The following is a 24,295-nucleotide window of genomic DNA, read 5'->3' as shown; positions in this document are numbered from 1 at the left end:
AATCAATGACAACGCTCTGAATTCTGCATCTTGAAGTCACTTGGGTACAGGGTAACGTGATGAGTAGATTATTGACATTTGCTATGGTGGGTGGTGTCGGCTTCATCGTCGATACCCTCATTTTTATGGTTTTATTTCAATGGGCTGGGGTCGAATTAATGATGGCTCGAGGGCTGGCATTTTGCGTTGCTGCGACCACAACATGGTTGGGCAATCGATGTTTGACGTTTTCGCAATCAACAAAGGATAGAGCATTTAACCAATGGCAAAAGTTTATGCTTAGCGCAAGCATCAGCGCATTACCAAACTTTGCCGTTTTCAAAGTCACCACACTCTTATTGGGTACACAAGGGACAACAGTTTACATTGCTTTAGTGATGGGAATTTTGGCGGGTATGGTGAGCAATTACTTGCTGAGTATGCACTGGGTGTTCCAACAATCGAGCAAATAATGGCTTGGTTATCCAGATAATAATTGCAGTGAAAACAAAAAGATGAGGAAAATTAAATGTGATCTAAATCACGAAATGATTAATCGACTCGTAAGCATACCTCTACTTTAATATTTGATTACTTTCATATAAAAGCCATCTTTTTTGTAAGGTTTAAGTTCCGTAAATACAAAGAGTTATACTATCAACTTAATCACTTTATTTATTGTGCAGCTCATTACCTTTAAATATAAAATCCCCTCGCCAGTTAATTCTGTTAATAAAATTGATCTTTCTGTTCTTTTTCTATTCATATCTTGGCGACTCCTGTTCACTTCTGTTGTTTAAAATCCACGATATTTCAAAAACTAACGCCAACTTATTTTTAGTTACAGAGGTTTCTATGTTTAACAGTATACGAACGCGAATTGCGGTCAGCGCTGGTGGAGCGATGGCTTTCACTTTGCTTATTGCCATGGGAATGACCACAAACGCATTTACCGATGTAAACAAACAAGTGAACGAGAAGGTCAAAACGCAGTTAACAGATGCGACCAACACCGACTTGCAAAATACCGCAATTCAGCAAGGTTTGAATGTAGCCAACCAACTCGATCCTGTGTTGGCAAACCTTAAACAAGTACGTTCGATTATTGAGCTAAGTGCAGAGACAGATGCGAGCGCAGATCTTATTGTTAAACAGTTTACTGCCGCATTAGAAGCACAAAACAAAGCCGTATTTGCTGGTTATATGGTTTGGCAAGACAAAACATGGTCACAGCAAACGACTTTTAGTCCTGAAATCGGCTTTAACAGCCAAGGCTACCTCGCACCTTTCTTCTCTCCAAACGATAAGAATAGCTTTGACGCTGTCGCAATGGAGAGCTTTAGTAATACGGAGTTAAACAACAACGGTGAGCGTAAAGACGATTGGCACTTAATGCCTTACGAAACAGGCAAAACTTTCGTAATGGAGCCGTACTTTTATCCAGTTCGTGGTAAACAAGAGTTGATCACTACCATCAGTCAGCCAATTAAGCAGGATGGTAAAATCATAGGCTCACTCGGTTTTGATCTCTCGCTACACGAGCTGCAAAGTCAGAGTGAGTTGTTTGCACGAGACCTGTTTGAAGGACAAGGAAAAATCCTTATCACATCATGGAAAGGCATTACATTGGCAAACAGTCGTGATGCAGAAATGGTAGGCAAGAAGGTGTCTTCTGAGCTTGCAGCACAGTGGGCAAACATTCAGTCGATCGCGAAAGAAAAAGGCGCTGGTCTCGTTACTTTTGGTGGTGACGAATATGCGATTACGTCAATTGAAACGAGTGATGCTCCGTGGGTAGTCATGGTGTCAGTTCCCAGCAACTATCTTACAAAAAGCGTCGACACCTACCAACAATGGAGTGATGAGCAGAATACAAAAGCGCTTGAAAAAGGTGTGTGGGCGGGGATCATCGCTGCTCTTTTAGGTATTGCTGCTATGGCGTTTATTGCCAGCTCTTTAGGTAAAGTGCTCAATAACTTAGTCGAGCGCTTTAAAGATGCGGCACAAGGCGAAGGCGATCTGACCTACCGCATTGAAGTGAAAGGCAAAGATGAAACGGCGCAGCTTGCCCACTGGTTCAATACTTTCTTATCCCGTATGCAAGAAATGTTGTTGACGGTAATGAGCACGGCAGATCAGGTAGATAAGAACGCCACAGAAGGTCAAACGCGAGCAGCGGCATCTCGTGATCAACTCAACGCGCAGGTGAATGAAGTGAATTCACTGGCAACTGCAATCAATGAGATGAGTGCAACCGCGCAAGAAGTTGCAAACTCTGCGGTTCAAGCGGCTGCTGCAGCAAGCCAAGTGCAAAGCAACAGCCTAAATGGCATGACACGCATGGACAATGCGGCGAGTGCGGTCGATAACTTAGCGATGCAAGTCAACGATGCACAGCAGCAAACGCAAAACTTGGTCGATTCTAGTACCGCGATTCAGGGTATTTTGAGTGAGATTGGTGGCATTGCTGAACAAACCAACCTGTTGGCACTGAATGCAGCGATTGAGGCGGCACGTGCAGGTGAAGCGGGTCGAGGTTTTGCAGTAGTAGCGGATGAAGTTCGAAATCTAGCAAATCGTACTCAAGGTTCAACAGAAGAAATCCGCGCTATGTTGGCTCGCTTAGAACAAGAGACACAATCTATTGTCGTGTTGATGGAGCAAAGTCAGAAACAAGCCATTGATACCAAGGGCGAGACTCAAGCAGCGCATTTGGCTCTGTCTGAAATCAACCAAGCGATTGAAGTCATCAATGACATGAACAATCAGATTGCTTCTGCAGCAGAAGAGCAAAGTTCCGTGTCAGAAGAGATCAACCGCAATGTTGTGATCATCAACGATACGGCGGTAGAGGTGATGGACACCATGACATCATCGGTTGAAATCAGTAACGAGTTGACGGTCAAAGCTGGCGATCTTCACGGAGAACTCAGTAAATTCAAGCTTTCCTAGTTTGTTTTTACTACCCTATAGTTTTATCGAACCGAGCGCATCGAGCGCTCGGTTTTTTTATGTCCTAAATAACCTGTCCAATTTTTTCTTCTGTATCTGCGTCTTTTTAAATTCAGATTCGTCTTATAGGTATGGAATGGAAAGAAGTCGATTGTACGCCCACATATCTCAAGGTGACTTAGATATACAAATTGGGTATGTGAGATGAAATTTTATTCATCTTGTGTCGTGGTTTGAGCGTTTTGATTGAAGTTGATTTTATAAATCAACTTGCATGTCGAATGAGAATTTACCGTATGTGTTTTTTACTGAATTTTAGAACTTGTTCTAGATCATTAAAGTATTCAAAAATGCAATCTTTGATTTTAAATATTTAAACTTTGACAAGGTTTAAGAAATTAAACCGAATTCATATGTTTTTGGTGATCTTGTTCAACTATTGTGCGTGATTTTGATCATTTATTCGATTTTTGCTGGTGTTTTGAGCGTGAGTTTGCGGTTTACAGAAGTTTACTCTGTATTGCTGAACCTACCCGAAAGGAGTAGTTTTTAGTCATTGAGTTCAAAAATGTAAACCGAAATGATGAGCGTAAAGCAAGTTAGATTCACCGACGAAGACAGAGCATGTTTAAGCAACTATTTTCGCTTGGCAGATACAATCGCCGACTTGATCGGACCGTATTGCGAAGTCGTTATTCATTCATTTGAAAGCTTAGAAAATTCAGTCGTGAAGATTGTGAATGGTCATCATACTGGGCGTGAAATTGGCTCGCCAATCACTGATTTGGGCTTACGTATGTGGAGCACCTTCGAGAAAACGGGCGAGGTCTCTCCGAAGAGTTATTTCACCAATGCCGCCGATGGTTCGCTACTGAAATCGACCACGTGCATTTTGGCTGGTCCAGAGCAAAAGCCGATTGGCATGCTATGTATCAACATGAATTTATCTTTCCCATTCCCTGAGATCGTCAAGACGCTGATGCCACAGTGTCACGTATCACAAACCTTGGTCAGTGAGACCTTCAGTAACAACGCCAATGATGTCATCAAGCAAGCGTTAAGTGCTGCCACGCAAGAGGTTGACCAAGATGAGACGGTTTCAGCTAAAGGTCGTAACAAAGCCATTATTCGTTGTTTGTTTGATAACGGTGTATTTGAGCTAAAAGAAACGACGACACAAGTATCAGAGCAACTTGGGATTAGCCGTCAGGCGGTTTACAAGTTTATCCGAGAATTTAAATCAGAATAAAATTAATCACTTAGGAGTTGTATCGTGAAAAAAATTATTGCCACTGAACAAGCACCAGCAGCTATCGGTCCTTACTCTCAAGGCACAGCTTACGGCGACATGGTTTACACATCAGGTCAGTTGCCACTGGTTCCAGAAACCATGCAATTTGTTGAAGGCGGCATCAAAGAACAAGCTCGTCAGTCACTAGAAAACTTAAAAGCAGTTCTAGAAGCAAGCGGTGCGGGTCTAGACACAGTATTGAAGACGTCATGCTTCCTATCAGACATGGAAAACTTCGCCGCCTTTAACGAAGTGTACACAGAAGTATTTGGTACAGAAAACGCACCCGCTCGCTCTTGCGTTGAAGCAGCAAGACTACCAAAAGACGCATTGGTTGAAGTTGAAGCCATTGCATACAAAAAGTAACCGATTTTCGGACATAAATGGGTATCAATAGGAGATTCTCATGAGCGTTTCATTTATTGGATTGAGCATCTTGTTCTTTGGGTTCTACGCATTACTTGCGAACTTCAAAAAACAAAAGAAAAGCTTTAACTTCCGCGTACTGAGTGCGCTTGCTGCTGGTCTGTTATTCGGCGGTGCAATTCAGCTCGTATTCGGCGTAGGCAACGTTGCAACGGCAGGTTTTGCTGAACTGATTTCTGTGTTCGGTAAAGGCTACATCAAGCTTCTACAAATGATCGTAATCCCACTAGTATTTGTGGCGATGATCTCTTCGATCATGAACGTAGAAGGCGGCGGTGCACTATCGCGTATCGCACCCAAAATCATCGGTATTCTACTTTTCACTTGTGCTATTTCTGCTGCAGTGGGCATCGCAAGTATTTACCTGTTCGGTATCGATGCAAACGCACTAGTGAGCACCATCGGCACTAACAGCGCTATCGAAGCGCGTGGCGACTCTCTGATTGCAACGCAAGATGCGATGGCGAGCAGCGGCCTGTCAGGTATGGCTCTGTCTATCATCCCAACGAACATCTTTGACATGCTAACGGGCTCTCAACGTACTTCGACGCTATCGACCGTCCTGTTCGGTATGTTCCTTGGCTACTGTATCCTGCAAGTGAAAAACCGTAAGCCAGAGAAAGTGCAAAACTTTGTTGATTTCATCAACTCAGCAAAAGAAGTAGTGCTTTCAATGGTACGTGAAATTCTGAAGCTGACGCCTTACGGTGTATTTGCTCTGATGACTACGTTCATGATGACAAACGATTTGTTCGCACTAGCAGAAATGGGTCGATTCCTACTAGCAAGCTACGTGGCAATCGGTGTAATGTTCGCTATCCACTTCGTGATGGTGTCTTTGTTCGGTCTGTCTCCTGCTAAGTTCATGAAGAAAATCTGGCCAGTGCTCGTATTTGGCTTCGGTTCTCGCTCAAGCATGGCGGCAATCCCACTAAACGTTGAAACTCAAACTCAACGTCTAGGTGTGGACGAAGAAACAGCAAACATGTCAGCAACATTCGGTACCAGTATCGGTCAGAACGGTTGTGCGGGTATCTACCCAGCAATGCTAGCTATCATGGCGGCTCAAGTAATGGGCATGCCAGTTGACCTAGGCTTCATCCTACAACTGATTGCTGTAATCGCGATTGCTTCATTCGGTATCGCAGGTGTTGGTGGCGGTGCAACGTTCGCAGCAGTAGCGGTACTAACCATCATGGGTCTAGACATTACGGTTGTGGCGATTCTGGTTTCTATCGAAGCGCTTATCGATATGGCTCGTACCGCGCTTAACATCTCTGGCTCAATGTTGTCAGGCGTGCTAACCGCGAAGAAGAATGGCTCACTAAACACTGAGCAATACAACGCAGATGTGGCTGCAACAGTGTCAAAAGAAGCAGCAGTGTAATTTCTAAACTTAATAAAGAGCACCCAACGCGGGTGCTCTCCGTTTTTCCTGAGTTCAGGTTATTTAGGTAATAAATATGAAAGTTGTTGTCGTAGGCGGTAGCGCTGCAGGTATGAGTTTCGCAGCGAAATACAAACGTAATCAGCCATCAGATGAAGTGATTGTGCTGGATAAGCGCGATTACATCTCGTTTGGTGCGTGTGGTTTACCTTATTTTGCTGGTGGCATGTTTGATGACACTGAGCGCATGATTTCTCGTACGCCAGAACAAGCGATTAAATCTGGTTTAGACGTGCGCATTGAAACTGAAATGGTGGCACTAGACCGCACAGAAAAGCAGATTAAAGTTCGTCACCAAGGCGAAGAAAGCACCATCGATTACGATATGTTAGTGATTGCCACGGGCGCGCGTCCAATCGTGCCATCGTTTGGCGAGTTCAACCCAGAGCACGTATACACGCTAACCAGCATGGAAGATGGTTTGGCAGTAAAAGAAGCGCTTAAGGACAGCAACAAACAACGCATTTGTGTGATTGGCGGTGGTTTTATCGGTCTTGAAGTGTTCGATGCTGCACACCTACTAGGTAAGCACGTCACCATCATTGAGCGTGAACAACACGTGATGAGTCGTCAGTTCAGCCCAGAAATGATTGAAGTGGTAGAAGGCGCGATTCGTGAATCTGGCGCTGAGCTTAAAACTGGTTGCAGCGTATCAGCCATTCGCGACGCAGAGCAGGGCGGTTACATCGTAGAAACCGACAACGGCAATGTTGAAGCAGACGTTGTGATCATGTCACTTGGCTTCAAACCAAACACAGAAGCGTTCGAGCTACCGAAAGCAGCGAACGGCGCACTACTCGTAGATGAGTTTGGCGCAACAGAAGATGCACACATTTACGCTGTCGGCGACTGCGCTGTGGTTCACCACATGGCGCTAGGTAAATCAGTGTATGTTCCACTGGCAACCACTGCTAACAAACAAGCGCGCATGATGGCTGACAAACTAGCTGGCAAAGACACTTACATGAGTGGTTTCTTGGGCTCGTCTTGCTTGAAAGTGCTGGATTACGAACTGGCATGCACAGGTGCATCGGAACTTCTAGCTAAAGAACATGGTTTGGAAGTGAAGGTTTCAACCATTTCGGATAAGAACCAAACCGACTACTACCCAGGTCAAGAAGACATTAAAGTGAAGCTGGTTTACCACCCAGAAACCAATGTATTGCTTGGCGGTGAAATCGTGGGCAAGAAGGGCGCTGTAGGGCGAATCAATGCACTCGCTGTTGCTATCACTGCGAAGATGACCACACAGCAACTAGGCTATATGGACTTCTGCTACGCACCACCATTCGCACGTACTTGGGATGCACTAAACGTTGCAGGCAACGTAGCGAAATAAGTTAGCTATCCAAGTAAATTTAGCCAAAACAAAAGGGCTCCAGAGTAATCTCTGGAGCCCTTTTTAATGCTGAACTATGAAGTGGGAGTGGCTCGCTGTTCACCTTCCGCTTTTAAGCGTTCGATTTCAGATTCCGTTTGCCACTTACCGTTGTATAGGTATTCACGCTCAGGAAGTGGGGCATTTGACGCCCTTAAATCAAATACCTCATCGGTTTGATATTCTTTATAACAAACTGGCGTACCAAACAGTCTAGCCTCTGGCTTAGCTTCAAATAGCTTTTTGTGGTCTGCGACTTCTGTACAGTCAAGCTTATATTCTGTGGCTAGCTGATTGACCATAGACTCTAAGTCAGACACGGTTTTGAAAAATACGTAATAGTGGAATCGGTTGTGTAAGCGTGAAATCTTAGTATGTTCCATATTAATATATTCGCATGTGTCATGCTTAAAAAAGAACTTAATCACTTTTCTTTTCTTATTGTAATCAGCAAAGAGCCAGTCTTCTCGCTCTCCAACTCTCACTTCTGTTGGCTCATCAGGCTTGCGTTTAAGCATACCAAATGAAACCAATACAAAGCCACCAGCTCCGACAAGAACCACCGGTCCAGCAACTCCAACCATCAAGACACAAACTATTGCTCCAATCCAGCCCATGACTTGAGCCGCGGAGTTTACCCAATTCGGTAAATTACGTCGTTTTTTTATAACTAACCCGCGATCGGAGAAGGTGTAATCATACCGATTGTCCAAACCAAATGTCAGATAAGACACTCCAGACATGATTATCGTCAGCCCCGATAAAATGTAAGTTAAGATCATTTCACTACTATCATGTAGGAAATAGGTAAGGAAAAATAATGGACTGACAGCAGCTATAGCAATTGATAGGTATAAGTATCGAAAAGGCTCTTCAATATCGTGCTTATGCCAGACTGTCAGATTCATCCCATTAAGAATTTTTTGCTCCTGCTCTTCTTGGTATGCTGAAAATTCTTCTGGGGTAATATAGAAAGGTAAATAAGCCAAAGGTTACTCCTGTAAGCTAAGTTCACTATTAGTTGGAGATAATGAACTTCTGATCGTTGCTTGTTTGGTATTGTCTGAAATTGCCGTATAAGTTGCACGCTGTTTTGCATTATTTTGGAACCAGTACTTACGGTTAAATTCGCTCTTCTCATCAAGAATGTATTCTATCTCAAATGCTAAATATTTAGCCGAGTCTTTCATTGGTAAAGTCAATTTATAGACGCTTTGAGAATCTGAGGAATCTGAGGAATCTGAGGAATCTGAGGAATCTGTTGAACTATCCAGCGTTTCTAGATCTACTCCAGTGTGCCAAGCTCCCGACTCCAGTCCTCCCTCTGTTACAGAAGTATTTGTCCGAAGTTTTATTCCATCTCTTGCTGTATTGGTGGGAACTTGGATATGTAGCTCAATACCAAACAATTCTTGTTTTGCTGCTGGATACTGTGTTGTTGAATTCGGAACGGTACGCATCAATGGTATTTGGCAGATCAAAGGTTTATCCATTATGGTTTTTAACTCAAAAAGAGCCTCTTGCACTAAAGAAGAATTATGCTTTTCTCTCTCTACCAAGCTTGAGGATTGACTCCACAGGGCTTTATCTGGGTGATAGCCCCAAGGAAGTTTATCTAACCATTTTTGATAATCATCTTGTTTAAGTTTACTCATTATATGATTACTAAGAAGGTAAACTGCAGTAAGGCCCATAATGACAAACATGATCGGACCTCCAAACAGGATATTTGCTGACCAAATCCCAGTTAATCCACCGATAGCTTGAAACCCACCTACAAGTGTCAATCCAACTAAAGATGCAAAGTTGAAATATTCGACAACTCTTGCGCTCCCATGTAAGCCGTCTATGTTCTTCCATGAGCGATAGGCCTCTATACCCGAAGCAAGAGCTCCAATAACTCCGGTCACAGCTAGCCATTTATTGAATACCTTTAAGTCATCAAGGATCAAGTTATCAAAACCACGAGCATTATTATTTACTAACTCTTTTAATGCTTTATATGAATGTGACCTTAACCGAGGATCACCCTTCACACTATCCCATAATTTACCCGTACGAATCCCCGTCCAAGCATTGGCTGCATAAAATAGCTTTTGCTGAATATCCAAGAATTCATCCGAGGACATTAACCCTGTGTCTTGAATACTGCTCATGGCATCACCAAGCGCGATGCAGTTAAATACTAATGCCATAAAGCCTAGACCACCGGCATTCTCGAACAGTTTATTCAAATCATCGAGCTTATTCATAGCGATCCGAGTTCTAAGCTCGACGGTTTTTTGAGGCAGATCATCGGGTAATACAATACGCTGTGGGTACTCCAATGTAGCCACAGCGAGTGCCTTCTTAATAGTCTTTTTATTTTTTAAAGCTGTTGTGTATTTAGAGTCAGCTTTGCGGTTATTTTTCTGGAAGTCAGCAATGACCGCATCGTTTTTCTTGAGCTCACTTGGGTAATCATTTACGCGTGTTTTCCATTTTTTAAAATCGCGAGCGTAGCTTTCATTTAAAGTAACTGGCATATTGTGTGCCATATGCTCTGCTATAACAGCAAACAGATAATAGCTATGGCGGTTCAGAGGTTTAGCGAAAACAGGCATCAGTAAAATCGATGCTTGTGAAGTCATGCTAACGCCAAACTCTAAAACTCCTTTTGCAAGTGCACCTATTGCAGATTTAAAGATAATGTCCAGCTCTTGGAAACCTTTGCCGATATCCTTGAGAAAGTCCGTTTCCGCAGTGTTTGGGTTGGAAACAAAATCCATGATCTTAGAGTACATGCTCACACGGTTGCTCGTAGCAGAGATCTGGTCCGTCAACTGATTATCAGCATCAGAATTTTCTGAGGCGATCGACTGTTCATTCTGCGCCTCAGTAATATTCTTCTCTATTACTTTAAATAAGCTTCGGCTAAACCCAGAGGCATAGAGAGCAAGTAAACTGGTTGGTTTCTCCCATTGGCTTTCAGCCCATTGGCGGTCTTCTTCTTGCATCACCAGAGTAAATGACTCAACCGCTTGCTTATGGAGTTGATACAAGCTGTACTGCGTGTCTTCACTGTATAGGTCGAAGGTTCTTTCGAGGTGATGGGGTGTTAAGGACTCCATGACTGCTATAAAGTCTCGTTTTACCGAGACAACTTCGGCAAGCATGGTTTCTTTTTGCTCTGACAGCTCCTGCATCTCGCTCAGCATTTGCTTCCAGTTGAGCTGCTTGCGCCAACGCTCAGTCGCTATCCATTGCTCGTATTTACCAAATCGGTTTGCGGAAATTCGATATTTGTCCTGTATCGTTTTGGCAATGTCACTTTGAGTATGTTGGTGTGATTCAATCGCTCCAGCGGAAAATTTGGCAGGATAGCCAGATTGAACTGAGCTTTTGTTTTGCCCTGCCAAATCAAGTTGGTGAGAGGAATCATAATACTCAGCCATGTCGGTATAAAACGACAGCTCTTCGCCATTACGCTTAACGCTAGCTGGCATGTCTATCTCGTCACTTGCACCAAACATACATAGTTGCATGGCGGTCTGCATCAAGTTCCACTGGTTTGAAAACTGGTCAGTGAAAAGGCGGTATGGGCTTGCGGCACCAACAAAATGCAGCGACATATCTTGAATGTCTGCGGCGTAATCTTTTATCGCGACGAAGTAACCCGATTCTTCTTCTGGAATCGCAGAGGTTAAATCACTCTCGGCTGCGACAGGTTTAAAGATAGAACCATCTTCATCTGCTTTGGTAGCGATGCCAGAATCCGCAAAGCGACCATCATCGACGGCAGAAGATTCAATATCAGCCACTTGAGTTAACTTATCGATTGGTGCAATGTTGTGCTGATTCTCGTTTGCAGACAGAACAACAGTTTGCATGCGATCGATATGATTACTCGGATTGTTAAGGACGCGCATGAACATGTTCCATGTCCAGCGGTGTTCAGAGTAACAAATCGATACCACGCTCCCGTCGTCGTAAGTAAGGAAAGGTTTTACGCCTTCTGGGGTACCACGCTGTTCGGATTCTGGGCTTTCCGACTCTCCCAGCTTGTAGAGCGTGAATTGCGTTCCTTTGATTTCGTATTCGTCTAGGCTTTTGTTGATTGCATCATAGACATACAACCAACCATCGCGAAGCTGACGCAAGGTGTAGCCAACGGTATTGAGTTTGGCTGGGCCTTGGCCTTTCCATTCGTCAGGCAAACCAAAAAGTTGTGTTTCTTCTGTTTCTAGCTGATCGATGGCGTAGCGAACAGGGATGAAGTGTGCCGGTAAAGCCTCTGTTGGTTCTTTCTCGGTTTTTAAATTGAGAGGTTCTGGTTCAGACGGCGGTGGCGGATCGATTTTTTTGGTTTCTCCCTCCCAAAACATACTGCGCTCAGGAGGCGAGCCAGCCATGTCATCGGATGCGGTGGTTGGAACGGTATTCAGAGATTTCAACGTGCCATCGCTTTCAAATGCCTGAACAGCTTCTTCGTGGGTATAGCTGTTGTCGTGCCAAAACATCGAAGTTTTTGGAGGAAGTGGATTACTCATCGTCAGCCTATGTTTAAGAGTTTTACTCCATTAGGCAAATATCGCACCAAAATAAAACAACTATAAATCAGCATGTTAGGTGTTCTGCAACTCTGCTTTAACCAAAAAGTTGTTTGTTTTTCCAAGAAGTTGGTTGGCGTATACCATTTTTTGTATCGAAAGAGACCAAGTGTGGTTTGAAAGAGCTTGTTCTAAAGAGCAATGATTATCCAGACAAAAAAAAAGGCTCCAGAGTTGCCTCTGGAGCCTTTTTTAGCATTCAAGTTCTATTGAATTAACGACGTTTTGGTTTGCGTTGACCTGCTGGTTTGCCTTGACCTTGAGGGCGACCTTGACCTTGCGAGCCAGTACCGTTTGAGCGATTTTGGTTGTTGCTACCAGGGCGTGAGCCAGAATTTGGACGTTGACCGTTAGCGCCGCCATTACCGCGGTTTTGGTTTCCACGACCTTGTCCATTTGAGCCGCCTTGTGCTTTGCCTGAACCGTTGCGGTGACCAGATGGCTTGCCATCACGTGAGCCACCTTCAGAGCGCTTGTTCAAGTGACCACCGAAGCCTGGTTGGTTCTTGGTGTGTTTGGTTGCAAAACGATTTGCGCCGTGGCGACCAGACTTACGACGTTGTGCTGGTGTCTGTGCATCAATGTCTTCTGCAGGGACTAGACAGGTTGGCTTGTCACCAATCAAGTGCTTTTTACCCATGCTGATCAGTGCTTCACGGATCATCGGCCAGTTAGCTGGATCGTGGTAGCGAAGTAGGGCTTTATGTAGGCGACGTTGACGTTCACCTTTCGCCACTGGCACATCTTCACGTTGCTTGTATTTCACGCGTTTCAGAGGGTTTGTCTCTGAGTAGTACATTGACGTTGCGTTACACATTGGTGATGGGTAGAAGTTCTGTACTTGGTCACATTCGAAGTTGTTCTTCTTCAGCCATAGTGCCAAGTTCAGCATGTCTTCATCTTCAGTACCTGGGTGCGCCGAGATGAAGTAAGGGATCAGGTATTGTTTTTTACCCGCTTCCGCGCTGTACTTCTCAAACATCTCTTTAAAGCGGTCGTAAGTACCCATGCCCGGCTTCATCATCAGATCCAGTGGACCTTTCTCTGTGTGCTCTGGTGCAATTTTCAGGTAACCACCGACGTGATGAGTCACAAGCTCTTTGACGTATTCTGGTGATTCAATCGCAAGGTCGTAACGTACGCCAGATGCGATCATGACTTTCTTCACACCTTCTACTTTACGCGCGGCGCGGTAAAGATCGATGGTGTGTTTATGGTCTGTGTTTAGCTTGTTACAGATGCCCGGGAACACGCAAGAAGGACGACGACAGTTTGCTTCTGCTTTCGGATCGCTACAACCAAGACGGTACATGTTTGCTGTTGGGCCACCCAAGTCAGAGATTGTGCCCGTAAAGCCTGGAACTTTGTCGCGGATCTCTTCCAACTCATTAATGATGGACTCTTGCGAACGGTTTTGGATGATACGACCTTCGTGTTCGGTAATTGAACAGAAAGAACAGCCACCAAAACAGCCACGCATGATGTTAACCGAAGTTTTGATCATGTCGTAAGCCGGGATCTTTGCTTTGCCATACATAGGGTGAGGAACACGCGCGTACGATAGGCCGAATACGTAATCCATTTCTTCTGTCGTCAAAGGAATTGGCGCTTGGTTTACCCAAAGCTCACGGTCGCCATGACGTTGCAATAGAGCACGACCCGAATATGGGTTGGTCTCTAAGTGCAGAACACGGCTGGCATGGGCATAAAGAATGCGGTCGTTGTGCAATTTTTCGAAGGCTGGTAGGCGCACCGCTGTGTTCGCTGCATCATGACGTGATGGACGAATCGTGATTGGCTGTGCAACAGGCTCTTCTTTTTTGGTATCGCACTGAGTTTCCACTTCGTATGGGTTCTTTGGTACGAACGCTTCTTTACGAGGTTTCTCAATACGAGAAGAATCGATAACGGTGTAACCTTCTGGTTCAGCTGGTAGGTTAACTGCCGTACCGCGAATATTGGTCATGGTAGAAATATCTTCGCCATCAGCAAGACGGTGAGCCACTTCCACTAGGGCACGTTCTGCGTTACCAAAAAGAAGGATGTCAGCTTTTGCATCGAACAGAACAGAGCGGCGCACTTTATCTGACCAATAATCGTAGTGAGCTACGCGACGTAAGCTAGCTTCGATACCACCAAGAACGATAGGTGTGCCTTTATAGGCTTCACGACAACGTTGCGAGTACACCAACGTTGCACGATCTGGGCGTTTTCCGCCTTCGTTGTTTGGCGTGTAAGCATCATCATGACGAAGTTTTTTGTCCGCTGTGTAACGGTTGATCATGGAGTCCATGTTACCCGCGGTGATTCCGAAGAACAGATTTGGCTTCCCAAGCTGCATGAAAGCGTCTTTGTTGTTCCATTCTGGTTGAGCAATGATACCGACGCGGAAGCCTTGTGCCTCCAACAGACGACCGATGATTGCCATACCAAAGCTCGGGTGGTCCACATACGCGTCACCCGTGACAATGATAATGTCACAACTATCCCATCCTAGGGCATCCATTTCTTTGCGACTGGTCGGCAAGAAAGGTGCCGTACCAAAACACTCAGTCCAGTATTTTTTGTACTCATGAATAGGAGTAATGTCGTTGGTCATATTTTGCTCTCTGTTCCAAGGAGCGCGAATTATAGCGATTTGATGATCAGGTATCTATACCCAACTCTCTTAATCAAGCTTAGTTCAGCCACTTTTATTTCTAGATGAAAATGACTCGCAATTAGAGGTGGGTTTTCTTGTGTTATCTCCTTCTAGCCCTTGTGGTTATTGCCTTTGTCTAAGATTAAAAATTATCGTTACGCAATAGTGTGCTTATGTAAAACTCTTCCTATAATTTAACTAGTGCATACAAATGCATACGTCATTTTGACTCCAAATAATGACTGAATGCGTAGACATTCCAGATTGTGTTTTGACCACTTTGCAATCATAAAAAAACAGCAAAACGCGGCGACACGATGGGAAATCATTAGACAGAGTGAAAGGCTAAAAATAGGGGGCTAGGTAATGAGTGAAGTATTGTCTATTGCACAAGGAGAAGTGCACCCAGCGTCCGGTCAGCATCAAATCATCGAGTGGTCCTATGATATCTACACTCGAGAGTTTGAATGTGACCAACGAGGGATGATGTCCATATTCGGCTTAAAAGAGCCATTAAAAGGGTTGGATGATTTGTTTGACCACATGCTGCTGGGTCAACAGGGGGCTGCGAGGGAGAAAGTTTCTCAAGTAGAGCTTAATGGCGGGCATGGCAGTTTGTCTTGCTGTTTAATGCCCAACGAATCCATGCTGGTTCACGTTGATTTGAGTTTTGAACGTCTTAATGATCATGTGGTTCAAGGTATGGTTATCCCCCAACTCAGTATTACAGGTTGTGAAGAGCTGGCAAAAATTCTCGAAACGATTTTTGATTTGCCAAACGTTGGCATCTTAGTCGCCGATCAGGAAACAAGGATTCTTGGTTGTAATCGAGCCTTTGAGCAGCAAATGGGGTATGAAAATCGTGATATTGTTGGTTTGAAAACCTACATTTTCAGCTCGGACCATCACAGCAAAGCTTTTTATGACGATATCTGGGAACAGATTGATCAAGAAGGTTTCTGGAATGGGAACCTATTGAGCCGCACTGCCAACGGTAGCAATCAAGCGCATCATTTATGTATTTATCGTTTGAACTTCACTTCGGGTCGAACGCTCTTTCTTGGTTTTTCGACGGACATTTCTGCATCGTTATTGTGGATGAAGAAAGCCGGAGAACAACCCCAACAGTGGTCTGCTTTCCTGCCTCCACGTGAAGAGTTCGAATCTCGACTTGCCAAGCTAGTACAAGAAACTGGTAACAAAGAGCTTAATATCGTTATGACTCTGCGTCCTAATTTCTCACCAAAAACCATACTCGAACAACAACTCGGTCTTGCTGATTTTGTGATGCGCAGCCGACACGCGAGTATTGCCGGTCAATTGTCAAAAGATGTGTTTGTGGTGTGTTTGCAAACTCCGCACTGTCAGTGGTTAAGCCCTCTACGTCTGATCCAAATTGCACTAAGAGGCTTCTTTGTTGAACTAAGAAATGAATTAGGAACCAGTATGCATGATGTGATTGTAGAGGGACAAATGGGGGTGTCAGTCCTAGGCTACGATACTAATAACCCAAGACAGGCACTAGTACACGCTGCTCAAGCGATGGTTTCCTCATCTTCTGGGGATAAGAGCTACTTCAATTTTTACAACAGTGAACTGCACGATGAGTTGGTTAAGCGTCATCATTTAGAAGCGTTTTTAAGAACGCAAATTGAGAGTCAGTTGGTTGATGTGTATTACCAACCGATCATTGAAACTCGTAGCGGAAAGGTGGTGAAGTTCGAAGCTTTGGCGCGCTTTTACCACCATAACAAAACCTATGACACGCAAGAAATGATTTCTGTAGTCGAAGACTTGGAGTTGGTCGCCGCTTTGGATGATGTGGTATGCCGAACGGCGCTGAAGCAATTGCCTCATATTCAAAAAGTGTATGGTGAGGATATTGGTTTAACTATTAATCGTTCATTAAATACCAAATTGGATTCGTTGCAAGTATTGCAAAGCTCGTTTGATTTGATTGCTGAAAGTGGAGTAGATCCAAGTCAAATCACTATTGAGCTCACTGAAACGGCTTACTTTGAACAAGACCAAGAACACACCACTGCCCTTGAAGAGCTACGAGGGCAGGGTATTAAGATCGCCATTGATGACTTTGGTACGGGGTACTCTTCGTTTTCTTATCTGGAAAAGGGGCAGTTTGATCTGCTTAAAATCGATCGTAAGTTTGTCAAAGATATCGAAGAGGGGAGCACTAAATACAACATCGTGAAGATGATTACGGAACTGGCACACAAACTTGGTGTTAAAGTCGTTGCCGAAGGCGTTGAATCGGAACAGGAATTACAAGTGCTTGCGAATGTGGGTGTGGATTACATGCAAGGCTTTTTGTTTTCTCAGGCGGTGCCATTGGTGTTACTAGATAAGCCGCAATGCCATCAGAAACGCTTTAAGGACGTCAAGGTTAAGCCAACTCACGACGCTCCTTTGTTGTCATTGAGTCATCGTGACGTTCGTCGCTTAGACCCGGGTGAGCCATTGTCGTTAGCGGTTGAATTTATGAACTTGAGCCCGGATGCGCCGCTCGTAGTCGTGAATGAAAAACGCTGTGTCGGACTGATCACCAAAGAGCAGGTGAACTTGCATTTGACGCCTGCAATGGGGACTGATTTGGAGTCAGAAAGAGAAAACCGCATTTGGAAACGTCCGGTAAACCAAATTATGAACACGGAATTTGAGCAAATAGATGCGAGTATTTCAGTTTCACAAGTTCGCGAGTTGGTCAAAACAGGCAAAAAATTTCCTTGGATTTTATGTGACTCGCAAAATGAATACCGCGGTTTATTGACCCAAGAAGATGTATTGATGTATCTAGCCACGCTCTAGTCGTGGCTTGGCCGTAATAAAGCACAGTAGCATGTTGGGTTTAGGTGGTTTGGCGATAGGCGATTTGCTATTATCGCCACCCCAAAATGACTTTTGAGTTTGTATTCAACATGATTCAACAACTGCTGTTAACTTTTCCTCCAATGCTGTTTGGCGCTCAAGCGCTGTTGACGTTGCTTTTGATCAAAGGTGATATTTGTCCTGGTCAACGTGGTCGTCTGCATAAGATGCTGCCATCCATAGGTATTCTTTGGTTGGCAGTAGCGTCGCTTCGTATTGAAGCATTCATGATCGTATTCGCGATTTTCTACTTCTACTCTCAAGTTCAAACTAAGAAGACACGTGAGAAAGGTCCGCTATGGGCGTTGCATCTAGCGAATGGCTTAGCGTTTGCGTATGTGAGTATCCAAGTATTCGAGCAAGCGCATTGGGCGGCTTCTGCGTCAATGGCTGTCATGATTTTCTTTTTGGGGGCAGTATTTGCTCAGTTGCTTCTCGTTATCGCGCGCAGTCGTTTGCAAGCTTTCCACCGCATTTTACCTGTGGCTGGTGTGGTATCGGGTATGTTGCTAGTCGTGCTGACCTTGTTTTCTGCATATCAACTTGATGAAGCAACACTGAACTCAGTCACACAGCATATCTTGGCGTCGCTAGCCATGTTGATCATAGCGATTGTGGTTTGGTGTTGGCACATCTTTACGCACAAAGCACCGAATAAGGCTCAGCTTGCTGCAGCGCTGCTGCTTGCTTTGGCATCCATGACAAGTCTCCAAGGCCTGTTTCTACTTGGCGCGTAAGCTGCTGGGTTATCCTTTCCCCATACAATTTCACAAATGAGCTCGGGATTTAGACCGAGCTCACTTTCAAATCATTCGATTAAGTCTACGCTTTAGTTATAGCCTCTATTTGTTTAGAGCGCGCCTAGACGCATGTGCTCAACAAAACCCTGAGGCTAAATACCTTGTCTTAGAGGAGTGTCGCTATGGACTTAAGCAATGTGAGTAACTGGGACAGCATTATTTTGCTGGGTATCGTCAATGAAAAGCTGCGCTTAGAATGCGACAGTTTCGAAGAGCTGGTTTCTATGTACGAGATGGATGTTGAATCGGTAGTGGGCAAGCTTGATATGCTCGGCTATCAATATGACCCACTTACCAATCAGTTCAAATCTTACGAACGCTAATCTTGTCTCTATATCTGAATCATTAAGCCATCTTGATGCCATCAAGGTGGCTTTTGCATTGTTGGCGTGCCGTGGCAAAGAATGCTTGTAGATAGCGCTTCTCCTTTTCTGAATTTCGTGTTGCGGCAAACAAACGACGCCATAACCCATTACCAAAAGGCTTACTGGTGATGAGCCCTTGGCGCGAAAACTCTGAAATCGCCCAATTAGGCAGCGCGGCAACACCTAACCCTGCTGACACCATTTGCACTAACATCAAAGTATTATCTGCTTGCTTCCACTTCGCAGGTTCAACCCCCGCTGGCTGCAAAAAGTGTTTCACGACATCTAATCTCTGTTTCTGAACCGGGTAGGAGAGCATGGTTTGATCGGCAAGATCTTCTGGTTCAATGATGTCTTTATTAGCAAGCGGATGGCTGGTGGACGTGATCAAACGCATTTCGAAATCAAACAGCGGCTCATAGTGTACTTCTGAGCGTGGTTGAATGTCGGATGTGATCACCAAGTCAAGCTCTCCGGCAAGCAACGCAGGGAGAGGTTCAAAACCAAAACCGGAAGAGAAGTCGAGCGTGACACTTGGCCAGGTAACTTGGTATTCCTTCAACGCAGGCATCAGCCATTGAAAGCAAGAATGGCACTCGATAGCCATATGTAAACGTCCATTGACATCTTCTTTCAAGCTCGCGAGTTCATTCTCTGCTCGGGCGAGTTTGGGTAAAACGTCATCGGCAAGACGAAGTAATATTTCACCTTCGGATGTGAACTTCACTGGGCGTGTTTTACGCAAAAACAACTGACCACCGATGCGAGATTCAAGATCTTTGATTTGGTGAGAAAGAGCGGATTGCGTCAGGTGCAGTGCTGTCGCTGTGGCCGTGAGTGACCCTGTGTCTCGTAACGAGGTCAGAGTGCGTAAGTGTTTCAACTCTATCATGAATCCCATTCATCCTTGTGTTTCTACCATGAGCTTTATTAACTTACCGATAAAAATTGGATATGTAAACGTCTAGACGTCTATTTGTTTTGGGAGATTACGAGTGAGCGCTCTCATTATGAATTTTCCTAATAAACAAGTTGAATAATTGGATGTTGTTCAATTTGCCCCTCAGAGAGATAGTTTTAGCCATCCAGACATCTTGGTGAAATTTAATCTCGATGTACTGACTCAAACATCAGACACTGAAAGGAATACGGACATGACAACGACAACGCATATTCTTGGATACCCACGCATTGGCGAAAAGCGCGAGCTGAAGTTTGCACAGGAGAAATACTGGCGAGGAGAAATTGAACAAACTGAGCTTAAACAAGTAGGGGCGACACTTCGTGAAAAGAACTGGGCTACTCAAGCTGAAGCGGGATTGAGCTTCGCGACGGCTGGCGATTTTGCTTGGTATGATCATGTATTGACCACCACTCTGCTGCTAGGGCACACACCAAAGCGCCACGCTAATGGCTTTCCGGATTTAGACACACTATTCAAAGTCGGGCGTGGGCAATCTCAAGCGGGTTGCGGTTGTTCTGGGGCGGCTGCGTCTGATATGACCAAGTGGTTTAATACCAACTATCACTACATTGTGCCGGAGTTCAGTAAAGACGATAGTTTTGAAGTCAGTTGGCCTCAATTGTTCGAAGAGGTGAACGATGCCATAAAACTGGGTCATAACGTGAAACCCGTTTTGTTGGGACCATTAAGCTACCTGTATTTAGGAAAAGAAATCGAAGAAGATTTTGATCGCCTCACCTTATTGCCAAGATTACTAACCGCTTATCAAGCGATTCTGTCCAAATTAGCAAATCAAGGCGTCGAATGGGTCCAAATCGATGAGCCGATTCTTTCTCTGGAGCTTGAAGAGAAGTGGGGCGACGCATTCAAATTAGCATATCAAGTCATTCGTAGCGATGTCAAAGTTCTACTTACTACCTATTTTGATTCGGTGAGTGACACGTTAGATAAGATTGTCGAATTGCCAGTTGATGGCCTTCATATCGATTTATCCGCGTCGCCTGAGCAGCTTGATGAGGTGGTGGAAAAACTGCCACAAGGCTGGGTACTTTCTGCGGGTGTGGTGAATGGTCGTAATGTATGGCGCTCTGACTTGAGTGCGCAGCGTGAACGTTTGCAACCCGTTAAGGATAAACTTGGTGACAATCTATGGGTAGCCAGCTCTTGCTCACTGTTACACAGCCCTGTGGATTTGGATCTTGAGCCAGCGCTCAGTGACGAAGTTAAAAGTTGGTTTGCGTTTGCCAAACAAAAAGTCACGGAAGTTGCGTTACTTGGTCGTGCGCTCGATGGTGACCACAACGCGATATTGGTGTGTGATACATATAGCCAACCAATTAAAGATCGCAAAACGGCTGCTCATGTCAACAAGCCACATGTACAAGCCCGCTTGAATAGCATCTCAGCATCCTTAACTGAGCGCAGCGCACCCTATGCAGAGCGAGCTGCGCATCAAGCGGAAGTGTTAGGGTTACCTCTACTACCGACGACGACGATTGGTTCCTTCCCTCAAACCAGTGAGATTCGTGTTCAGCGCAGTGCGTTTCGTAGTGGTCAACTTTCGACGGATGACTATCACCAAGCGCTAAAAGGGCACATTGCAGATGCGGTTAGACGTCAAGAAGCCCTCGATCTTGATGTATTAGTGCACGGTGAAGCAGAGCGTAACGATATGGTGGAGTACTTTGCAGAAAACTTAGCAGGGTTCCAGACGACGAAGTTTGGCTGGGTTCAAAGCTACGGTTCTCGCTGCGTTAAGCCTGCTATTGTTGTCGCAGATATTGAACGTGAAAAACCAATCACGGTTGAATGGTCAACTTATGCTCAGTCTTTAACGAATAAGCAAATGAAAGGGATGCTGACAGGACCAGTGACAATTCTATGTTGGACTTTCCCTCGTGAAGATATCACCCGTAAAGCAATTGCTGACCAACTTGCTTTGGCACTGCGCGATGAAGTGTCTGATTTACAACAGGCTGGCATCAATATCATTCAAATTGATGAACCTGCTATCCGTGAAGGTTTGCCACTGAAAAAACGTGACCATAAAGCGTATCTGCAATGGGCTGTCGATGCATTCAAGATCGCGGCGGCAAGCGCTAAACCAGAAACGCAAATTCATACGCACATGTGTTATAGCGAGTTTAATGAAATCATTGATTCTGTTGCCGCGTTAGATGCAGATGTGATTACCATTGAAACTTCGCGCTCGAACATGGAATTGCTCAAAGCGTTCGAAGACTTCAATTACCCTAACGAAATCGGTCCGGGCGTTTACGATATTCACTCGCCGAACATTCCATCGGAAGAATGGATCGAAGAGCTAATCAAGAAAGCGGCAGAGAAGATTCCGGCACAGCGTCTGTGGGTAAATCCTGATTGTGGATTAAAGACGCGTAACTGGTCAGAAACAGAAGCTGCGTTAGCGAATCTAGTCTCCGCGGCGAAAAAGCTACGAGCGGAGCTGGTTTAGTCGTGAAGATTGAGTAGAAACGAAAAAGCGAGGGGATAGCCCCTCGCTTTTGCTTGTTTGTGATTGGATTAAGCTAACCATTCCAACCTTTACTGTGGCTTTTGACTCGCCGTACAGGTTTGTTCTGAAACCAACTCGTCTGCCATCAACTGACCACGAGAATTTCTAATTTTAATGCGGTACATCAAGCCCATATCGATCTGTTCACGCACTGTTGGTGTGTTGCAGTAAGTATAGATACTGGTGTTCAGTACTTGATTTAGTGGTTTTGCACCGAGTGCATCGTCGTTATAGATCATCATCATCTCAACCACATTTTTGTTGGATGATACGCGTAGGATCTTGAGTGGACCGTATTCGAGCGGTAAACCCGCAGAGAGAACGCCGGCACGATTAGATGCCATCAATTCAAGTTGACGCTGCTTATCATCATTCGATGAACAACCCGCCAAGGCACCTAATGCGAGGAAGAGACACAGTAATTTTTTCATAACTTAAAACACTTTTTTGAACGGTTTTACGATCACGTTTTCGTAAACACCCGCCGCAATATAAGGATCCGCATCAGCCCAAGCTTGCGCATCTTCCAAAGATGCGAACTCGGCGATTACGGTCGAGCCAGTAAAGCCCGCTTCACCTGGATTGTCAGAATCGATAGCTGGCATTGGACCGGCGGTCAACAAGCGACCTTCGTCATGAAGCTGTTGCAAGCGCTCAAGATGTTGAGGGCGAACACTCAGACGCTTTTCCAATGAATTCTCGACGTCCTGAGAAAAGATGACGTACCACATAGCATAGTTCCTTAATCGGTGGGGTAAAGCCTTAATTTAACGCCTTTTTTGTGCCTCTCACAAGTCAACATAAGAAATTGTGAGCTTCTTCCTAGCATTTGGTCCCTTTCGGGTGCTTTGTTACTTCAGAATTGGGCGAGGCTTACCATCACTGTCGATAGCGACATAGTTAAAGGTGGCATCACAAACCATGAAGCGGTCTTCAACACCATCGACTTTGACTGGTTTTACCCAAACCTCTAGATCAACGCTCATCGAAGTGCGACCAATTTTACTGCATACGCCGTAGCAACATACAACGTCCCCAACGCTAACAGGCTTTTTAAAGGTAATGCTGGAAACTGACACAGTAACAACTCGACCTGAAGATATTTCTTTGGCCAAGATTGCGCCAGCTAAGTCCAACTGAGACATGATCCAACCGCCGAAGATATCGCCGTTGGCATTGGTGTCGGCCGGCATTGCCAAAGTACGAAGCAGTAATTGCCCTTTAGGTGAATGACCTTCTTCACTCATGATGACATCCTAATATTTCTAATATGCAAAAAATGGAGCAAACAACAAAACAGCGACCCTTGGGTCGCTGCGAATAATCAATGTGCGCGGATTATAGCAAAACTGAGTTTTTAATCATCAACCGATACATCGGATGAGTTTTCTTTCTGCTCTTTGTCGTCTTTTGGTAGATGTTTGTAGATATAAAAGCCTGTTGCAATCATATAAACCACTGTCGCAATCAATAAGCCAAACACCTTAAAGTTAACCCATACATCAAGCGGTAAGGTATACGCGATGTAGAGATTGAATACGGCGAAGAAGGAGAAAAAGCCAACCCAAGCCCAGTTTATTTTGTTCCAGACGGCGTCAGGTAGCGTTAATTCTTTGCCTAACATGCCTTTTATAGCGGATTTCCCCATGGCGTGACTTACCGTTAAGCCAACGGCAAACATGACGTAAACGATGGTTACTTTCCATTTAATAAAGTTGTCGTCATGCAGGAAGATGGTCATACCACCGAAGACCGCCACCATAATGAAAGTGACCAGTTGCATCTTTTCCACTTTTTTGTACAAGGCAAATGTCACAACCAACTGGATTGCCGTTGCGACAATCAATGCGCCTGTCGCCACATAAATGTCGTACATCTTGTATAGGGCAAAAAAGATAATCAGAGGGATAAAATCAAGGATTTGCTTCATATGGCAAATACTACCTAGTTGTTGAGTTGAGGACAGTCTAGCGAAATCTGAGGCAAAGTGAACATCTATATACCCAAGTGACTTCAAGATGCAGGATTCAGAGCGTTGTCATTGATT

The 24,295-nt window shown here is 44.7% G+C and carries 18 protein-coding genes; 10 read left to right on the top strand and 8 right to left on the bottom strand.

From position 1 onward, the window contains the following. Positions 1-59: 59 nt before the first annotated feature. The 6 genes from VHA02S_RS21900 to VHA02S_RS21875 all read left to right on the top strand — a co-directional run bounded on the left by VHA02S_RS21900 (position 60) and on the right by VHA02S_RS21875 (position 7,434). The gene (locus VHA02S_RS21900; RefSeq protein ID WP_017189416.1) at positions 60-452 is read left to right on the top strand and encodes a GtrA family protein; all 393 of its coding nucleotides are present in this window, start codon (positions 60-62) and stop codon (positions 450-452) included. 382 nt (positions 453-834) lie between these two features. Continuing rightward, a complete protein-coding gene (locus VHA02S_RS21895; protein WP_005444986.1) occupies positions 835-2,931 on the top strand; it encodes a methyl-accepting chemotaxis protein in 2,097 nt (698 codons plus the stop codon). Positions 2,932-3,511: 580 nt separating this feature from the next. Then, the gene (locus VHA02S_RS21890; RefSeq protein WP_005444988.1) at positions 3,512-4,180 is read left to right on the top strand and encodes a helix-turn-helix transcriptional regulator; all 669 of its coding nucleotides are present in this window, start codon (positions 3,512-3,514) and stop codon (positions 4,178-4,180) included. A gap of 24 nt (positions 4,181-4,204) precedes the next feature. Further along, on the top strand, positions 4,205-4,588 hold the full coding sequence (locus VHA02S_RS21885) for a RidA family protein (RefSeq protein WP_038898637.1): 384 nt from the start codon (positions 4,205-4,207) through the stop codon (positions 4,586-4,588). 40 nt (positions 4,589-4,628) lie between these two features. Next, the gene (locus tag VHA02S_RS21880; protein ID WP_005444993.1) at positions 4,629-6,035 is read left to right on the top strand and encodes a cation:dicarboxylate symporter family transporter; all 1,407 of its coding nucleotides are present in this window, start codon (positions 4,629-4,631) and stop codon (positions 6,033-6,035) included. Positions 6,036-6,111: 76 nt separating this feature from the next. Beyond that, positions 6,112-7,434 carry a CoA-disulfide reductase gene (locus tag VHA02S_RS21875; RefSeq protein ID WP_005444995.1) on the top strand — a complete coding sequence of 441 codons (1,323 nt, stop codon included), beginning with the start codon at positions 6,112-6,114 and terminating at the stop codon, positions 7,432-7,434. Between the two features lie 74 nt (positions 7,435-7,508). Here VHA02S_RS21875 and VHA02S_RS21870 read toward each other — a convergent pair whose 3' ends face one another. The 3 genes from VHA02S_RS21870 to VHA02S_RS21860 all read right to left on the bottom strand — a co-directional run bounded on the left by VHA02S_RS21870 (position 7,509) and on the right by VHA02S_RS21860 (position 14,661). Next, positions 7,509-8,462 (bottom strand): immunity protein TsiV2 protein, encoded by a 954-nt coding sequence (locus VHA02S_RS21870; RefSeq protein ID WP_038898636.1) that lies wholly within the window; start codon positions 8,460-8,462, stop codon positions 7,509-7,511. A 3-nt stretch (positions 8,463-8,465) separates the two neighbouring features. Next, a complete protein-coding gene (locus VHA02S_RS21865) occupies positions 8,466-12,002 on the bottom strand; it encodes a T6SS effector BTH_I2691 family protein (protein WP_038898635.1) in 3,537 nt (1,178 codons plus the stop codon). A gap of 274 nt (positions 12,003-12,276) precedes the next feature. Then, positions 12,277-14,661, bottom strand: a complete 2,385-nt coding sequence (locus VHA02S_RS21860; protein WP_038898634.1) for a YgiQ family radical SAM protein — start codon at positions 14,659-14,661, stop codon at positions 12,277-12,279. 408 nt (positions 14,662-15,069) lie between these two features. On the opposite strand from VHA02S_RS21860, the gene VHA02S_RS21855 reads away from it, so the two are divergent. From VHA02S_RS21855 to VHA02S_RS21845, 3 genes are all read left to right on the top strand, one after another. Further along, entirely contained in the window at positions 15,070-17,526 is a 2,457-nt protein-coding gene (locus tag VHA02S_RS21855) for an EAL domain-containing protein (RefSeq protein WP_038898633.1), read from the top strand. Positions 17,527-17,612: 86 nt separating this feature from the next. After that, positions 17,613-18,323 (top strand): HI_1241 family integral membrane domain, encoded by a 711-nt coding sequence (locus VHA02S_RS21850; protein WP_017189428.1) that lies wholly within the window; start codon positions 17,613-17,615, stop codon positions 18,321-18,323. 185 nt (positions 18,324-18,508) lie between these two features. Further along, entirely contained in the window at positions 18,509-18,709 is a 201-nt protein-coding gene (locus tag VHA02S_RS21845) for a DUF4250 domain-containing protein (RefSeq protein WP_005445023.1), read from the top strand. A gap of 22 nt (positions 18,710-18,731) precedes the next feature. On the opposite strand, the gene metR is transcribed toward VHA02S_RS21845, so the two are convergent. Beyond that, a complete protein-coding gene (metR, locus tag VHA02S_RS21840; RefSeq protein WP_009699336.1) occupies positions 18,732-19,643 on the bottom strand; it encodes an HTH-type transcriptional regulator MetR in 912 nt (303 codons plus the stop codon). Positions 19,644-19,905: 262 nt separating this feature from the next. Here metR and metE point away from each other — a divergent pair, with 262 nt between their 5' ends. Then, complete coding sequence (metE, locus tag VHA02S_RS21835) at positions 19,906-22,188, top strand: 5-methyltetrahydropteroyltriglutamate--homocysteine S-methyltransferase (RefSeq protein ID WP_038898631.1); 2,283 nt, start codon at positions 19,906-19,908, stop codon at positions 22,186-22,188. Positions 22,189-22,277: 89 nt separating this feature from the next. On the opposite strand, the gene VHA02S_RS21830 is transcribed toward metE, so the two are convergent. The 4 genes from VHA02S_RS21830 to VHA02S_RS21815 all read right to left on the bottom strand — a co-directional run bounded on the left by VHA02S_RS21830 (position 22,278) and on the right by VHA02S_RS21815 (position 24,178). Continuing rightward, positions 22,278-22,679 (bottom strand): GspS/AspS pilotin family protein, encoded by a 402-nt coding sequence (locus VHA02S_RS21830; protein ID WP_005445026.1) that lies wholly within the window; start codon positions 22,677-22,679, stop codon positions 22,278-22,280. Positions 22,680-22,682: 3 nt separating this feature from the next. After that, a complete protein-coding gene (locus VHA02S_RS21825; RefSeq protein WP_005445027.1) occupies positions 22,683-22,979 on the bottom strand; it encodes a YciI family protein in 297 nt (98 codons plus the stop codon). Positions 22,980-23,099: 120 nt separating this feature from the next. Continuing rightward, positions 23,100-23,495 carry an acyl-CoA thioester hydrolase YciA gene (yciA, locus tag VHA02S_RS21820; protein WP_005445028.1) on the bottom strand — a complete coding sequence of 132 codons (396 nt, stop codon included), beginning with the start codon at positions 23,493-23,495 and terminating at the stop codon, positions 23,100-23,102. 110 nt (positions 23,496-23,605) lie between these two features. Then, the gene (locus tag VHA02S_RS21815) at positions 23,606-24,178 is read right to left on the bottom strand and encodes a septation protein A (RefSeq protein ID WP_005445030.1); all 573 of its coding nucleotides are present in this window, start codon (positions 24,176-24,178) and stop codon (positions 23,606-23,608) included. Positions 24,179-24,295 lie beyond the last annotated feature (117 nt).

The organism is Vibrio harveyi NBRC 15634 = ATCC 14126 = KCTC 12724, from assembly GCF_001591145.1.
GTDB lineage: Bacteria > Pseudomonadota > Gammaproteobacteria > Enterobacterales > Vibrionaceae > Vibrio > Vibrio harveyi.
The sequence above is the reverse complement of the archived record's forward strand: the minus strand, read 5'-3'. Positions and strand labels throughout refer to the sequence as shown.